The 15,788-nt window shown below is 68.0% G+C and carries 12 protein-coding genes; 7 read left to right on the top strand and 5 right to left on the bottom strand.

The features are described from left to right. Window positions 1–95 precede the first annotated feature (95 nt). The 6 genes from P0D62_RS00555 to P0D62_RS00530 all read left to right on the top strand — a co-directional run bounded on the left by P0D62_RS00555 (window position 96) and on the right by P0D62_RS00530 (window position 7,255). Complete coding sequence (locus tag P0D62_RS00555; protein ID WP_275700666.1) at window positions 96–2,000, top strand: hypothetical protein; 1,905 nt, start codon at window positions 96–98, stop codon at window positions 1,998–2,000. Window positions 2,001–2,177: 177 nt separating this feature from the next. Further along, the gene (locus P0D62_RS00550; protein WP_275700665.1) at window positions 2,178–3,245 is read left to right on the top strand and encodes a C40 family peptidase; all 1,068 of its coding nucleotides are present in this window, start codon (window positions 2,178–2,180) and stop codon (window positions 3,243–3,245) included. A 116-nt stretch (window positions 3,246–3,361) separates the two neighbouring features. After that, complete coding sequence (locus tag P0D62_RS00545; protein WP_275700664.1) at window positions 3,362–4,105, top strand: lysophospholipid acyltransferase family protein; 744 nt, start codon at window positions 3,362–3,364, stop codon at window positions 4,103–4,105. 27 nt (window positions 4,106–4,132) lie between these two features. Then, a complete protein-coding gene (locus P0D62_RS00540; protein WP_275700663.1) occupies window positions 4,133–4,816 on the top strand; it encodes a response regulator in 684 nt (227 codons plus the stop codon). Between the two features lie 37 nt (window positions 4,817–4,853). Further along, window positions 4,854–6,239, top strand: coding sequence for a class II 3-deoxy-7-phosphoheptulonate synthase (locus P0D62_RS00535; protein ID WP_275700662.1), 1,386 nt, complete (start codon window positions 4,854–4,856; stop codon window positions 6,237–6,239). Then, window positions 6,239–7,255 carry a threonine aldolase family protein gene (locus P0D62_RS00530; protein WP_275700661.1) on the top strand — a complete coding sequence of 339 codons (1,017 nt, stop codon included), beginning with the start codon at window positions 6,239–6,241 and terminating at the stop codon, window positions 7,253–7,255. Before P0D62_RS00535 ends, P0D62_RS00530 begins: the two co-directional genes overlap by 1 nt. A 21-nt stretch (window positions 7,256–7,276) precedes the next feature. On the opposite strand, the gene pknB is transcribed toward P0D62_RS00530, so the two are convergent. The 4 genes from pknB to P0D62_RS00510 form a co-directional block, all read right to left on the bottom strand. Continuing rightward, entirely contained in the window at window positions 7,277–9,403 is a 2,127-nt protein-coding gene (pknB, locus tag P0D62_RS00525) for a Stk1 family PASTA domain-containing Ser/Thr kinase (protein WP_275700660.1), read from the bottom strand. A 64-nt stretch (window positions 9,404–9,467) separates the two neighbouring features. Continuing rightward, on the bottom strand, window positions 9,468–11,852 hold the full coding sequence (locus P0D62_RS00520; RefSeq protein ID WP_275700659.1) for an HAD-IC family P-type ATPase: 2,385 nt from the start codon (window positions 11,850–11,852) through the stop codon (window positions 9,468–9,470). Continuing rightward, complete coding sequence (locus tag P0D62_RS00515; RefSeq protein ID WP_275700658.1) at window positions 11,842–12,933, bottom strand: polyprenyl synthetase family protein; 1,092 nt, start codon at window positions 12,931–12,933, stop codon at window positions 11,842–11,844. The genes P0D62_RS00520 and P0D62_RS00515 overlap by 11 nt, the downstream gene beginning before the upstream one ends. A 28-nt stretch (window positions 12,934–12,961) precedes the next feature. Continuing rightward, the gene (locus P0D62_RS00510) at window positions 12,962–13,237 is read right to left on the bottom strand and encodes an acylphosphatase (RefSeq protein WP_275700657.1); all 276 of its coding nucleotides are present in this window, start codon (window positions 13,235–13,237) and stop codon (window positions 12,962–12,964) included. An 89-nt stretch (window positions 13,238–13,326) separates the two neighbouring features. On the opposite strand from P0D62_RS00510, the gene ilvD reads away from it, so the two are divergent. Then, the gene (gene ilvD, locus P0D62_RS00505; RefSeq protein ID WP_275700656.1) at window positions 13,327–15,168 is read left to right on the top strand and encodes a dihydroxy-acid dehydratase; all 1,842 of its coding nucleotides are present in this window, start codon (window positions 13,327–13,329) and stop codon (window positions 15,166–15,168) included. A gap of 16 nt (window positions 15,169–15,184) precedes the next feature. Here ilvD and P0D62_RS00500 read toward each other — a convergent pair whose 3' ends face one another. Further along, a complete protein-coding gene (locus P0D62_RS00500) occupies window positions 15,185–15,784 on the bottom strand; it encodes a response regulator transcription factor (RefSeq protein ID WP_275700655.1) in 600 nt (199 codons plus the stop codon). Window positions 15,785–15,788: the final 4 nt, after the last annotated feature.

The following is a 15,788-nucleotide window of genomic DNA, read 5'->3' as shown; positions in this document are numbered from 1 at the left end:
GTCGGGCCTCATAGCTTGCCTTCCAGACACCCGGGTACGCGAGAGCCTATAGGAGCTTCCGTCGCGACCCCTCCACTCAGAGACGAGGAGACACCATGAACGTCAGCGCCGTAGCGAGGACCAAAGATACCCAGGACGTGTTCTGGGTGGGAGCCGACGGGTCAATGTATACCTCGAACTGGACGAGGGGGTGGCCCTGGAGCGGGAGGAAGTTGCTCGGTGGCAAGTTCGTGCCCGGCACCGTCGTCTGTGCGATGAGCCGCCGACCGGACCATCTGGTTCTGTTCGCGATCGACAAGGACGGTATCGTCCGCAACGGCTGGTGGACCCAAGCCGGCGGCTGGGAAGGCACCGGTGTCAGCTTCGGGATGGTCGGAAAGGGCTTCGCGCCGGGGACACCCATGGCGGGAGTCTGCCGGACATCCGATCACATGGACCTTTTCGCCACCGGTGCGGACGGCCGCGTCTACACCGCGACCTGGGGTGGCGGCAAGGGGTGGTCCAGTCATGAAGCGGACTTCGCCTTGCGACCGATCAGTCAGGCCTTCGTTCCGAACAGCCCGGTGACGACGGTCTCCCGCGGGCCCCAGAATCTCGATCTGTTCATCGTCGGGCCCGATGGGCGGGTCTACACCTCGTGGTGGTCGGAGGGTAAGGACTGGGCGGGGATCAACGCGAGCTGGCCGTCCCTCGGCGGCAAGTTCGCGCCCGGAACCCCCATCACCGCGATCAGCCGGGATCTGGGCAGCGTCGACCTGTTCGCCACCGGCGAGGACGGCAAGGTCTACACCAACCAGTGGACCGTCACCCAGGACTGGTACAGCCGGAGGAACGGCAACCAGTGGCTGGAGATCGGCGGCTCATTCGCGCCGAAGGCGAAGGTCGCCGTCGTCGCGCGCACCCCCGACAAGCTCGACATCCTCGTGGCCGATTCCGCGGGATGCGTCTACCAGAACTGGTGGGCCAAGGACGTGGGCTGGTACAGCATCAACGAGGGCGCGGGAAGCTGGATTCCCGTCGGAGGCGTGTTCGCTCCGAACGCGCCGCTCGCGGCGACCGCTCGAGGCTACGAGCACAAGGACGTGTTCTATCCCGACAAGGACGGCCGGATCTACACCGCGTGGTGGATGCCCGATCATGGGTGGAGCAGCAGGGGCCACGGCACCTGGACCGACATCACCAGCGGCCCGGGCGCGCCGCCCCTCGAAGTGACTCCGCCGCCGCCGGCGCCTCCGGCTCCGCCGGCCCCGCCGAAGGTTCCGGCCCCGCCGAAGAAGAAGGCGAGGATCGTCGCCACCACCCTCACCGTCGACCAGGCTCAGGAGCGCAGTCTCTTCAGCAACGGCGACGAGCCCTACGTGATCATGCTGGGGTTCCGGTCGCGGTGGGGGACGCCGGGCAGCACGCGGGTGTTCTGGCCGGGAGTCCTGCAGGATCTTGGCCACCTCAAGTCCGGCAGGAGCGCGAATATCCCGGCATCGATCGGCGCCTTGACCTTCGACGGTGTCGAGACGATGAGCGCCGCCCATATCGCGGCCGGCATGAATCCCGAGGTGTTCGGCGCCTTCGCCATGGTGATGGAGAGCGACAACTCGTCCTGGGGCAATGTCCGTTCCCGGATCGACCAGGCGGCGAAGGACCTCTCCAAGCGGCTGGTCGAGGTGGTGGAGAAGAAGCAGGTGGTCGCAGACCGCGCGGCACCGGCCGCCAAGCTCACGGCCAACGTCTACTCCACGCTCGGCAAGGCGATCGACGACATCCAGGCGGGCTTCAACGGTTCGGTCTGGAACAAGATGACCAGCTGGCTCTCGGGCTTCGGCGACCCGGATGACTGCATCGGCTCCTACACCGTGATCCTGGTGGGCGTGGACCAGCAGCTGGGCAAGTCGATGGGCAATGACTACACCAAGAGGTGGACCAGCTACTACTCGCCGCGCAGGCAAACCGTCGACGTGGTCGGCGACGGGGCGCGCTACCGGCTGGGGCTCACCGTCGAGTAACTCATCGGCTCGACGCGACGATGCGCCCGGTGCTGCGGTCCCCAACCGCCGTGCCGGGCGCATCGCCGTCCACGGAAGGAAGGCGGGAGTTTTGCACAGCTTTGCGATCCGTGTTGAGTCGACGCTGAACTTTGTTTAGGATCGTCTCAGATTTTCTATCAGCACAGGAGTGCCTTCGTGAGTCGAATCCGCACAGTGATCGCCAGCCTTACCGCCGGCGTCATGGTCGCAACCCTTTCCGTATCGGCGGCACAAGCTGATCCCGACAAGGTGCGCGAGGCGAAGGCCAAGCTGGACGAGATCTCGCAGCAGGTGTCCGCGATCGATCAGGAGATCATCGAGGCGTCCGCGCGGGTCGACGAGGCCGAGGCCAAGCTGAAGGTGCTCACCAAGGATCTGCTGGAGCAGGAGGAGCTGGTCTCCGAGCTGTCCACCCAGTTGGGTGAGGTGGCGATCGTGCAGCTTCAGACCGGCGGGTTCGATCTCACGGCGCAGTTGTTCTCCAGCTCCGACGAGTCGGATTTCCTGAGCTCGCTGGCCACCATTCACAGCGAGACCGAGCGCTCCAACGCCGGGCTTCAGGAGTTGCAGGTCGGCCAGGCCAAGCTCACCTCGTTGCGCAACGAGGCCGAGGCCACCGAAGAGCAGCTGGTCAAGGACCGCGACGCCAAGGTCGCCCTCGCCGACGACTACCGCGACAAGGAAGCCGAGGCGAAGGAGGTCTACGACCGGCTCAACGCCGAGGAGCAGGAGCGCCTCGCTCGTCTTGAGGAAGAGCGTCTCGCCCGCCTCGAGGAGGAGCGCCTGGCCGCAGCCTCCCGCGAAGGCGACCGCTCCAACGACGGCACCGAGTCGGCCGCCGACTCCACTCCTGCCGCGCGCAGCGGCAGCACCAGCGACCGCGCCGCCGAGGCCGTCGAGATCGCGCTCGCCCAGGTGGGCAAGAGCTACGTGTGGGGCACCGCAGGCCCCAGCACCTTCGACTGCTCCGGCCTGATGGCCTACGCCTACGGCGAGGTGGGCGTCAGCCTCACTCGCTCGTCGCGGGCCCAGTCCACCACCGGCACCGCGGTCTCCAAGAGCGAACTGCGCCCCGGCGACCTGGTGTTCTACTACAGCCCGGTGAGCCACGTCGGCATGTACATCGGCGACGGCAAGATCGTGCACGCCGCCAACCCGCGTCGCGGCATCGTCACCGCCGAGCTCGACTCGATGCCCTACAGCGGAGCGCGTCGCGTCGCGTAGTAACCCCAAAGCTGAAACGGCCCGGTTCTCCCCCCAAGAGCCGGGCCGTTTCCTTATCCACTGCACGACTCGCCGCGGATAGAATGCGGTGACCTCAGAACAGGAGTGTGTCCACGGTGTCGACCGCTTATCAGATCTTCAAGTACACGATCTTCCGTCCCTTGGTGAAGTTCGGCTTCAAGGCCCGGGTTGAGGGTCTGGAGAACGTGCCGCGGGACGGCGGCGTGATCCTCGCCAGCAACCACATCGCGGCGATGGACTCCATCGTGGTGCCCGCGATGGTGTCGAGGCCCATGACGTTCCCCGCCAAAGCCGAGCTCTTCAGCGGCAACAACGTGGGCACCAAGATCGTCGCCTGGTTCTTGAAGGTGATCAAGATGGTGCCGATGGATCGCAGTGGCGGACGCGCCAGCGCGGATGCGCTGCAGTCGATCTCCGACGTGCTCGCGGAGGGTCGCGTCGTCGGGATCTACCCCGAGGGCACCCGTTCGCCCGATGGTCGGCTGTACAAGGGAAAGACGGGGATCGCCCGGATCGCGCTCATCAACGGCGTGCCGATCCTCCCGGTGGGGATCGTCGGCACCGAGCGGGTCAACGGCCCGTTCGGCATTCCGTGGGTGCGGCGCCCTGTCGTCGCGATCGGTCAGCCCCTGAGCTTCCCGCAGTACCACGGGCAGACCAACACAAAGGTGCTGCGCTACGTCACCGAGGAGGTGATGGCGAGCATTCAACGGCTCACCGGGCAGACCTATGTGGACGTCTATGCCACCCGGGTCAAGCACGGCGACCTGAAGGACGGCGGCTCCGACGCCTTCATCCGCCCCCGGCCCGGAGATGGTCAGGCGCCAGAGCCCAAGTGAGCAGGGGCGGCGGGCATGATGGGCCCTATGTCTGAGACAAAGAGCGACGGGGGTCGCACACGGGTGATGATCGTCGACGATCATCCCTTGTGGCTCGAGGCCCTCAGCGCCGAACTCACGTCGGGAGGTTTCGAGGTGGTCGCCGTCGCGAAGACGGGCACCGAGTGTCTGCAGCGTGCCAGGGCGAGCCGCCCCGACATGCTGGTGACCAATCTCACGATGCCGGAGCCGAGCGGCCAGGCGTGTATCGAGACGCTGCACGCCGAGTTCCCGGAGATGGGCATCCTCGTCGTGTCCGGCTCGTCCGACCGTGAACACGTGCTCAGTGCCCTGCGAGCGGGCGCCCTGGGCTACGTGCTCAAGACCGCTACCGGGCCCGAACTCATCCAGGCCGCTCGTCTGGTGGCCAACGGCAGCGCGATGCTGTCCCAAGAGCTCTCAGGCTGGGTGATGGGCGAGTTCCGGCGGCTCGTCAACGAGACGGACGAAGAAGAGGCGGCGCCCACGCTGACCGGTCGTGAGGTCGAGGTGCTGCAGCAGGTGGCCAGGGGCAAGGCCTACCGCGACATCGCCGCCGACCTGTTCATCTCGCATCGCACGGTGCAGAACCACGTCCACAACGTGCTGCGCAAGCTGGGGCTCACCAATCGGGTCGAGCTGACCCTGTACGCCATCGAGCAGGGCCTGCTCCGCCCCGACGAGGTCTTCTAGTCACCAGCCCCTCCGAGGGTGCGGTACCCTTTCGCTCATGTCCTCCATCATCTCCAGGGAAGATCTGCGCGCATTTCCCCAGGTACAGCAGCCCAGCTACCCCAACCCCGAGGTGCTCGACAGGGTCGTGGCGGAGCTGGAGAAGCGACCGCCGCTGGTGTTCGCCGGCGAGTGCGACGACCTGCGGGCCAAGATGGCCGAGGTCGCCGAAGGACGAGCCTTCCTGCTGCAGGGCGGCGACTGCGCCGAGTCCTTCGAGACGGGAACGGCTCAAGACATCAAGGGCAAGCTGATGGTGCAGCTGTCGATGGCCGTCGTGCTGACCTACGCCGCTCAGGTGCCGGTGGTGAAGGTCGGCCGGATCGCCGGCCAGTACGCCAAGCCGCGCTCTGCGGACACCGAGACGCGCGACGGCGTGACGCTGCCCAGCTACCGCGGCGACGCCGTCAACGGCTTCGAGTTCACCGAAGAGGCGCGGGTGCATGATCCGCGGCACCTGCTGCGCGTCTACAACTACTCCGCCGCCACGCTGAACCTGGTGCGGGCGTTCACCCAGGGCGGCTTTGCCGATCTGCGGGGCGTGCACAGCTGGAACGCCGACTTCGTGCGCGACTCGAAGGTCGAGGCCGAGTACGAGGAGCTCGCGGCCGAGATCGACCGCGCGCTGGCCTTCATGGTGGCCTGCGGCGTGCAGGACGACGCGCTCAGCACCGTCGACTTCTACGCCAGCCACGAGGCGCTGCTGCTGGAGTACGAGCGCGCCCTCACCCGCATCGACTCGCGCTCGAAGCTTCCCTACGACTGCTCCGGCCACATGCTGTGGATCGGCGAGCGCACCCGCCAGCTCGACGGGGCCCACCTGGAGCTGCTGAGCCGCGTCCAGAACCCCGTCGGCCTCAAGCTCGGCCCCACCACCACTCCTGAGGAAGCGCTGGCCTACGCCGACAAGCTCGACCCCGACCGCATTCCCGGCAAGCTGACCTTCATCACGCGGATGGGCGCGGGCCGGATTCGCGAGGCGCTGCCCCCGCTGATCGAAGGCTTCGAGGCGTCGGGCCGCAAGGTGGCCTGGGTGTGCGATCCCATGCACGGCAACACCTTCGAGACCGCGCACGGCTACAAGACCCGCTCCTTCGAGGACGTGGTGGACGAGGTCAACGGCTTCTTCGACGTGCACGCCCAGCTCGGCACCTGGCCGGGTGGCCTGCACGTCGAGCTGACCGGCGACGACGTCACCGAGTGCGTCGGCGGCGCCCACCAGCTGAGCGAGAACGACCTGGCCAGCCGCTACGAGACGGTCTGCGACCCGCGCCTCAACCGCGACCAGTCGCTGGAGATGGCCTTCACCGTCGCCACGCGGCTCAAGGAGAACCGTGGCCGCCGGATCAATCCGGTGCAGAACTTCGAACCCCGAGAGCTGTGATGATCGACCTGCGTAGCGACACCGTCACCCGTCCGTCGGCCGGGATGCTGGCCGCGATGACCGCGGCTCCCGTGGGAGACGACGTGTACGCCGAGGATCCTTCGGTGATTGCGCTGGAGGAGCAGGTCGCCGACCTCTTCGGACGGGAGGCGGCCCTGTTCTGTGTGACCGGATCGATGGCCAACCTGCTGGGCGTCTGGCTGCACACGCGACCGGGCACCGAGGTGCTCTGCGACGTCCGCGCCCACATTGCCCGGGCGGAGATGGGGGCGCACGGGGCGCTGCACGGCGTCACCATGCGCACCTGGACCACGGAACGCGGCAAGCTGGTCGCCGACGAGGCGCTGGCGCTGGCGGCCGTCGGCTGCGGCCCGTTCCTGGTGGAGACCTCGTGCATCGAGGTGGAGGACACCCACAACTTCGGCGGCGGCACGGTGCAGGACTTCGAGCAGGTTCGCCGGCTCACCGCCGGTGCCCGCGAGCTGGGTATCAAGACCCATCTCGACGGCGCCCGCCTGGCCAACGCGATCGCGGTGACCGGCCGCTCGTTCGCCGATCACGGCGCGCTGTTCGACTCCGTCAGCCTGTGCCTCTCGAAGGGCCTCGGCGCCCCCATGGGCAGCGTTCTGATCGGAGATGCGGACGACATCGCCCGAGCCCGGATCCAGCGCAAGCGCCTGGGCGGAGGATGGCGGCAAGCCGGCCTGATGGCGGCCGCCGCCGGCTACGCCTTGGAGCACAACCTCGCGCGCGTCGGCGAAGATCACGTGGCGGCTCGAGCCTTCGCGGCCGCGCTGGCCGAGCGTCGGCCGGACGCGGTGGATCTGGGCAGCGTCGAGACCAACGTGGTGCTGATCGACTGCCAGAACGCTCCCGCAGCGGCGGCAGCGGCACGAGAGAACGGCGTCGCACTGAGCGTCATCGGACCCAAGCAACTGCGCGTGGTCACCCACCTGGACGTGACCGAGGAGCAGTGCCGCCAGGCGGGGACGATCCTCGGCGGGCTGCTGGGTTAGCGCCGGGGTCGTTGTGTCGCTCTAGGTGGTGACCAGGACGACCACGGCGTTGGCGGGGATCTTCCCGTCGGCGTTCGGCTCGACCTCGGTGTCGCCCACCTTGTACTTGGCGTCGACGACGTAGGTGGGGCCGGGAAGCTGAAGCGTGCCGCGGGTGGTTTCGGTTTCGAATCCGAGCGCCTTGACCTCCTTCTCGACGTCCGCCACGGGCAGCGGCAGCGAGCCCAGCACGGTGGGCACGTCGACCATCTCGGGGCCGAGCGAGCGCACCAGAGCGATCTGGTCGCCCTTCTTGCCCGTGCCCGAGGACGGCGTCTGGGAGATCACCATGCCCTTCTCCACGCTGCCGGAGTGCTCCTCCTTCATCGTGGTGGTGAAGCCGGCCTTCTCCAGATCCTTGACGGCCTGATCGGCGCTGCGTCCGACGAAGCTCTCGATCTCGATGGGCTTGGGGCCCTTGGAGACGGTGAGGCCCACCGGGGTGTCCCGCTTGAGCTTGGTGCCGGGTTGCTCCGCGGCGGCGAGCACCTCGCCGATGGGCTTGGTCTCGGACCATTTCTCCGTCACCTCGCCGAGGGCGAGGGTGTTGTCGCGCAGCTTCGTGGTGGCCTCGTCGAGGGTCAGCCCGACCACTTCCGGCATGTCGAAGCGCTCGGGGCCGAGAGAGATGATGACCGTCACCTGCTCGCCGCGCAGCACGCGTTCGCCCGCGGCGGGGTCGGTGCTGATCACGAGACCTTTCTCCACCGTCTCCGAATACTCGGAGGCGGTGGTGATGCCGAGGGCGTTGGCCTCCGCGGCGGTGCTGGCTTCGGCCTCGCTCACCTTGGCCAGATCGGGGACGGTGGTGAACCGTCCTGCCGTCCACCACCAGGAACCGACCGACACCAGCGCCGTCAGCAGCAGCACCAGCACGAGCAGCACGATGCCGCGGCGTCGACGGTGGGTGGGGTCGGCGGACAGCTTCACGTTGCCGAAGACCGGGGTGCTGTGACTGCGCGGGTAGCCCTGTCGCGGCGACGGCGGCGTGGCGGGTGCTGGCGGTTCGTCGTCGTAGGAGGAGTCGTCGGGTGCCGCGTCGGGCTCCAGGGAGCGGAAGGACAGCGGGGAGGGCATCGGCGACGAGGCGGAGTGGCTGGATACCGGCGACGGGTAGACCGGGGAGGCCGACGGCGCACCGGAGGGCCGGGGCCGTCCAGCGGGCTTGGGCATGATCGGCATGGTGTGGTTGGAGTCGGCGGGGTCGGGACGGAGTTCGGCCGCGAGCTCGGGGTTGTCGACGTCACCGCTCTTCGCCAGTTCGGCCCGGCAGCGTCGCACCAGCTGGAGCAGCTCGCGCCCGTCGGCGACCCGGTTCTCGGGATCGCGGCTGGTGGCGGCCTGCACCAGGGCGTCGAGATAGTCGGGGATGCGCCACGCGGTGGTCTTCAGCCGCTGCGACGGGCGCTCGATGTCGACGGTGACGTGCTGGAACGCGATCTGATAGTTGGTCTCGCCCTGATGCGGCTTCTCGCCGGTGAGGAGCTCGAACAGCACGACGCCGGCGGAGTAGACGTCGCTGCGTGCGTCTGGCCGGGCGTGGGTGACGAGTTCCGGCGGCAGGTAGCTGGCGGTGCCCACCAGCACGCCGGTAGACGTCACCTGGGGGGAGTCGACCCGGCGCGCGAGCCCGAAGTCGGCCACCTTCACCTGGCCGCGGGTGGAGACCAGCACGTTCTCGGGCTTGATGTCGCGGTGGATCACGCCTTCCTCGTGCGCAGAGGCCAGGGCGGAGGCGATCGCCTCCATGATCCCCAGCGCGGCGTCGGGCGCGAACGGGGCGTCGCGGCTGATCATGCGACGCAGCGTCTCTCCGTCGACGTACTCCATCACGATGTAGGGCTGGCCGAAGGAGGCGCCCTGATCGAAGACCGCCACCACGTTGGGGTGGGAGAGCACGGCCGCGGCCCGGGCCTCGCGGTCGAATTTCGCCGTGAACTCGTCGTCCTCGCCCAGGTCGCTGCGCATCACCTTCAAGGCGACGATGCGCGAGAGCCGGCGGTCTCGGGCGCGATAGACGGTGGCCATGCCACCCCGGTCCAGTTTCGCGATGATCTCGTAGCGGTCGTCCAGCACTTGGCCGACCAAGGGGTCGTATGTGCTGGTCACAGATCACTCTCCGTCAGGATCGGCGGGATGGGGAAGGATGTTCGCTCGATTTTGCCACGCGTGGCTATGCCTGGGCGTCGCGGCGCACCGGTGAGTCTACCCTCCACAGTACGGGGCGCTCGCGGCGAATCCGCGCGCCCACCCACCAGACGAGCTCTGCGCAGCAGGCCCCGACGACGCCCGCGACGAGCCCGATGAAGGCCACCTCGGGGTGATCGGTGTCGATCTGAAGGATGCGCTGGGTGGCGGGCAGCAGGAACATCAGGGCGTAGAAGCCGTAGGCGAAGGCGACCAGCCCGACGCGCCACCACTGGTAGGGCCGTGCCACCAGCGACAGCACCCAGGTGGCGGTGGTGATCAGCGCGATCATGGCCGCGGTGGAGGCGCCCACCTGGGTGGCGTCGGCGGCGGCACCGAAGCCGCGCACGCTCAGGTAGGCGGTCAAGGTGGCCGTCGCGACGATGAGGCCCCAGGGGATGGCCATGGCGAGGGTGCGCTTGACGAAGCCGGGTCGCGCGCGCTCGTGGTTGGGGGCCAGGGAGAGCAGGAAGGCCGGGATGCCGATGGTGAACCACCCGATGACGGTCATCTGAAGGGGTAGGAACGGGCTCTGCAGGCCCAGCAGGCCGATCACCAGGGCCAGCGTCACCGAGTAGATGGTCTTGGTGAGGAAGAGCTTGGCGACGCGCTCGATGTTGCCGATCACGCGCCGGCCTTCGGCGAAGACGTGGGGCAGCGTCGCGAACCGGTCGTCGAGCAGCACGATCTGGGCCACGGAGCGGGTGGCGGGGGAGCCGGAGCCCATGGCGACTCCCAGGTCAGCGTCTTTGAGTGCCAGCACGTCGTTGACGCCGTCGCCGGTCATCGCGACGGAGTGGCCGTGCTCCTTCAGCGCGTCGACCATCAGGCGCTTCTGCTCCGGGGTGACGCGCCCGAACACGTCGTGCTTCTCCACGAGCGCGCTGAACCCCTCGCCGGGATCGGGCATGGTGCGGGCGTCCATCGCGTACTCGCTGTGCATGCCGAGGGTGCGGGTCACGGCGCGCACCGAGGCCGCGTTGTCGCCCGAGATGACCTTGACGCCGACGCCTTGGGCGCGGAAGAAGTCGAGGGTGTCGGCGGCGTCGGGGCGCACGTGCTGGTCGAGCACCAGCAGCGCCGCCGGGGTGATCCTTCCTGGCGCCGACGCCGAGTCGACGGGGGCGTTGGACTTGGCCAGCAGCAGCACGCGGCGTCCGGTGGAGCCGATCTGCTCCGCACGCTCCGCGACGGCCTTGCCCACCAGCACGTCGGGCGCGCCGAGCACCCACGAACCGTGTTCCCGGAACGTCGCTCCGGACCACTTCTTGGCGGAGGTGAACGGCGCGCGTGCCTGAAGCTCCCAGCGGTTTCCGGCGGCGGGAACCAGCTCGGCGATCGCCTGCATCGAGGCGTTCGGGGCCGGCTCGGCGGCTACCAACTGGGACAGCACGCGCAGGCACTGCTCCGGCGGCAGGCCCAGCGGGATCACCTCGCCGAGCTGCATCGAGTTCTCCGTGAGGGTGCCCGTCTTGTCGGCGCACACCACGTCGACACGGGCCAGGCCCTCGATCGCGGGGAGCTCCTGCACCAGACAGTTGCGGCGCCCCAGACGGATGACGCCGACGGCGAAGGCCATCGACGTGAGCAGCACCAGGCCCTCGGGCAGCATCGGCACCAGCGCCGCGACCATGCGCAGCACCATCTCCTGCCAGCTGGAGCCTTCCTGGGTGAACTGCACGGCGATGGTCAGCAGGCCCACCGGGACGAGCAGGTAGGTGACGAAGCGCAGGATCTGGTCGATGCCCTTGCGCAGCTCGGAGCTGACCAGCGTGAACTTGCTGGCCTGAGCGGTGATCTGGGCCGCGTAGGCCTCAGCGCCGACCCGTTCGGCCCGATAGATACCGGTGCCTGAGACGATGAAGGTGCCCGAGAGCACCTCGTCGCCCTCCTTCTTGGCGATCGGATCGGCCTCGCCGGTCAGCATCGACTCGTCCACCTCGAGGTAGTCGGCCTGCACGATGGAGCCGTCTACCACCACCTGGTCGCCGGGGTGCACGACGATCAGGTCGTCGAGCACCACCCCGTCGCGTTCGATGCTCTGGGTGCGTCCATCGCGCAGCACCGTCGGGTGGGCGTCGCCCACGACCGCCAGGTTGTCGAGGGTGCGCTTGGCTCGCAGCTCCTGGATGATGCCGATGGCGGAGTTGAAGACGATCAGCAGCCCGAAGGCGCCCTGCAGGAGCTGGCCGGTGGTGAGCACCATGCAGAACAGGATGAACAGGATCAGGTTGATCCGGGTGAAGACGTTGTCGCGGACGATCTGACCGGTGGTGCGTCCGGTGCGGCTGGGCAGCGCGTTGACGTGTCCTGCGGCGATCCGCTGCGCGACCTCGTCGGAGGTGAGGCCGCGGGGCGGATCAGCTGGCACGCCGGACACTCAGTTCGGCCAATCGCGAAAGCGCCGTGCGTCCCTCGGGGGTGATCTCCGCACCGTCGAGGATCTCGAGCGCGCGGCTCAGGCCGTCGTCGATCATGGTTTCGACGTCGTGCCGCGCGCCGGTGTCCTCGATGACGGTGACCGCGTCGGCGAGCAGTTCGTCGGCCGCGTCCTGGCTGCCCAGCACGGCGGAGAGCACCCCTGCCTGGGCCTGGGTCGCGCGGCTGAGCGCGGTGAGGGCGAGCACGGTGCGCTTGCCCTCGCGGAGGTCGCCCGCCCAGGGCTTGCCGGTGCGGGCCGGGTCTCCGAAGACGCCGAGCAGATCGTCGCGCAACTGGAACGCGCGTCCGGTGAGCGAGCCGAATTCGCCCAGCGTCTCGACCAGATCCTCGGGCGCGGCGCCCAGTGCGGCGCCGATCTGGATGGGGCGACGCACGCTGTAGCGGGCCGACTTGTATTCCAGGACGCGTCGCGCCACGTCGAGTTCGGCGTCGATGCCGGTGGCGCCGGCGAGTCCGTACTGGGTGGCGACGTCGAGGTACTGTCCCGCCGTGACCTCCGTCCGGGTTGCGGCCAGCAGCGGCAGGGCCCGATCGAGGTGGGGCGCGCCGCAGGAGTCGGCCATCTCGATGCTCCACATCAGCAGCAGGTCGCCGAGCAGGATCGCGGAGGAGACGCCGAACTCCTGCCCGGAGCCCCGTCCGCCGTTGTCGCGGTGCAGATTCTCGAACTGGCGATGCGCTGCGGGCAGGCCGCGTCGCGTGTCGGCGGCGTCGATCAGATCGTCGTGCACCAAGGCCGAGACGTGCAGCAGGTCGAGGGAGGAGGCCAGCTGGACCAACGACAACTCATCGGAAGGCGTACCGGCGACGGCCACATAGGCCCAATAGCAGAACGCCGGCCTGAGTCGTTTGCCACCGCTCGTGAAGCCGCGTGCGACGTCGAGCATCGCCTCCGAGCCGATCTGTTCCAGCGCGGGACGCTGGGCGTCGAGGAAGGCGTCGATGGATTCCCCGACGGCGCCGAGGAAGGCGTCGTTCAGCGGTGTCGAAGGGGCGAAGTCTCGCGGCATGGACCAAGGTTAGCCACTTATCCAGGTCCTAGGCGTCGTGACGGACGTTGAAACCCACCTCGCCGGTCGGAACGAGATTGGTGAGGGTGACGTTGGTCACTCGTGCGCTCGGTGGGCCCTTGAACGTCCACTCGATGACCTCGTCGACGGCCTCGGGTGGTCCCTCCAGTTCGGCCTCGACCGAGCCGTCATAGCGGTTGCGCACCCAGCCGCTGAGGCCTGCGCGATCGGCGACGATCCACAGGGAGTACCGGTACCCCACGCCTTGCACCCAGCCCGTGATGACGGCTCGCACTCTCTTCATCCCACCATCTTGTCAGGCGAGGGGATCGGGTGGGAGGGCCGCGCGGAGTAGACTCTCTTCGTTCCGTTTCGTTTAGGAGTACTTGTCTCATGCCAGCTTTGAGGTCTCGCACATCGACCCACGGTCGCAACATGGCCGGAGCTCGCGCGCTGTGGCGCGCCACCGGAATGGGCTCGGAGGATTTCGGCAAGCCGATCGTGGCCGTGGCGAACTCCTTCACCCAGTTCGTGCCGGGCCACGTGCATCTGCGCAACATGGGTGCGCTGGTGAGCGAGTCGATCGCCGAGGCCGGCGGTGTGGGGCGCGAGTTCAACACGATCGCCGTCGACGATGGCATCGCCATGGGTCATGGCGGCATGCTGTACTCGCTGCCCAGCCGCGAGCTGATCGCCGACTCCGTCGAGTACATGGTCAACGCGCACTGCGCCGACGCGCTGGTGTGCATCTCCAACTGTGACAAGATCACCCCCGGCATGTTCCTGGCCGCACTGCGCCTGAATATCCCGACGGTGTTCGTCTCCGGCGGCCCGATGGAGGCCGGTAAGGCCGTCGTCAAGGAGGGCGGCACCGTCGTCACCTCCCTCGACCTCGTCGACGCCATGACCTCCGCCGTGGATCCCAACGTCACCGACGATGAGCTGCAGCGCATCGAGGAGAGCGCCTGCCCCACGTGTGGCTCCTGCTCTGGCATGTTCACCGCCAACTCGATGAACTGCCTGCTGGAGGCCATCGGCCTTGCGCTGCCCGGCAACGGCTCGACGCTGGCCACCGCCTCGGCGCGCAAGGAGTTGTTCCAGCGGGCCGGCAAGCTCGTCGTCGAGCTGGCGCGCCGCTACTACGACCAGGACGATGAGACGGTGCTGCCGCTGTCGATCGCTACCAAGGAGGCGTTCACCAACGCCATGACCCTGGACGTGGCGATGGGCGGCTCCACCAACACCGTGCTGCACCTGCTGGCCGCTGCTCAGGAGGCCGGCGTCGACTTCGACCAGGACGACATCGACGCGATCAGCCGCGTCACCCCGTGCCTGGCCAAGGTGGCGCCCAACTCCAACCGCTACTACATGGAGGACGTGCACCGTGCCGGCGGCATCCCCGCGATCCTCGGCGAACTGCATCGCGGAGGCAAGCTGCAGACCGCCGTGCACGCCGTGCATTCGCCCGACCTCGACGCCTGGCTGGGGGACTGGGACATCCGAGGCGGTAGCGCATCCGAGTACGCCGTCGAGCTGTTCCACGCCGCCCCGGGCGGCGTGCGCACCACGGAGGCGTTCTCGTCGACCAACCGCTGGGACACCCTGGACACCGACTCCGACGGCGGCTGCATCCGCTCCACCGATCACCCCTACACGGCCGACGGCGGCCTGGCCGTGCTGAAGGGCAACCTCGCTCCTGATGGCGCCATCGTCAAGACCGCCGGTGTGCCCGAGCACCAGTGGGAGTTCACCGGCACGGCCGTGGTCACGGAGTCGCAGGAGGACGCCGTGACGGCCATCCTCAGCAAGCGGGTGAAGGAAGGCGACATCGTCATCGTCCGCTACGAGGGCCCCAAGGGTGGTCCGGGTATGCAGGAGATGCTGTACCCCACGTCGTACTTGAAGGGCCTGGGCCTCGGCCCTAAGTGCGCCCTGATCACCGACGGCCGGTTCTCCGGCGGCTCGTCCGGCCTGTCGATCGGCCACGTCTCCCCGGAGGCGGCATCGGGTGGCACGATCGGGTTGGTGGAAGACGGCGACTCGATCACCATCTCCATCCCGAACCGCTCGATCACCCTGAACGTCGACGACGCCACCCTGGCCGAGCGCCGTCGGGCAGCAGATGCTCGGGGCTGGAAGCCGGTGAACCGCGACCGCAAGGTGTCCACCGCGCTGCGCATCTACGGCTCGATGGCCCAGTCCGCCGACAAGGGCGCCGCCCGCAAGTTCGACTGAGCCGCCGCAACCGGTTCTAGTCGGCGAGACCCATGCGAACCGCGGTGACGGCAAGTGCCACCCGGTTGCGAGCACCGAGTTTCTCGGAGAGCTTGGAGAGGTGGTACTTCACCGTGGAGGCACTCAAACACACCTTGGGTGCGATCTGCTCATTGGTCAGTCCTTGACTCACGAGTCGTAGCAACTCAGACTCCGTGGCCGATAGCTGCTCCTTCGGTTCCTGAACGGGCAGCGTCTTACTGAAGCATGGGGATAACACGGCTAGGCCGGAGTGCGTCGTCACGATGGCATCTGCAAGCGCTCCGACGGACGCCTCCTTGTACACGACACCGGACGCGCCGGCGCGCAGCATCGCGGACACCGATTGCTGATCTGCCAGGGAGGTATATGCCAAGACCCTTGTCTCGGGGAGCCGCTTGCGTGCCTGTGTAGTGAGCTCGATTCCGCTCATGTGTGGCATTGAGATGTCCACAACCATCACGTCGGGAGGGTTGTCGGTGGCGGCGGCGAGCGCTTCGGGGCCACTCGAGAACGTTCCGCGAATGTGGAGATCGTTGCGTGGTTCGAGCAGCATCGCCGCCATAGTCCGAACCAGGAGGTCATCGTCAACGATCATGACG

Origin of the sequence: Tessaracoccus caeni (assembly GCF_029211185.1) — a bacterium.
GTDB lineage: Bacteria > Actinomycetota > Actinomycetes > Propionibacteriales > Propionibacteriaceae > Arachnia > Arachnia caeni.
Note: the sequence above shows the minus strand (reverse complement) of the source record. Positions and strands in the feature narration are given on the sequence as shown.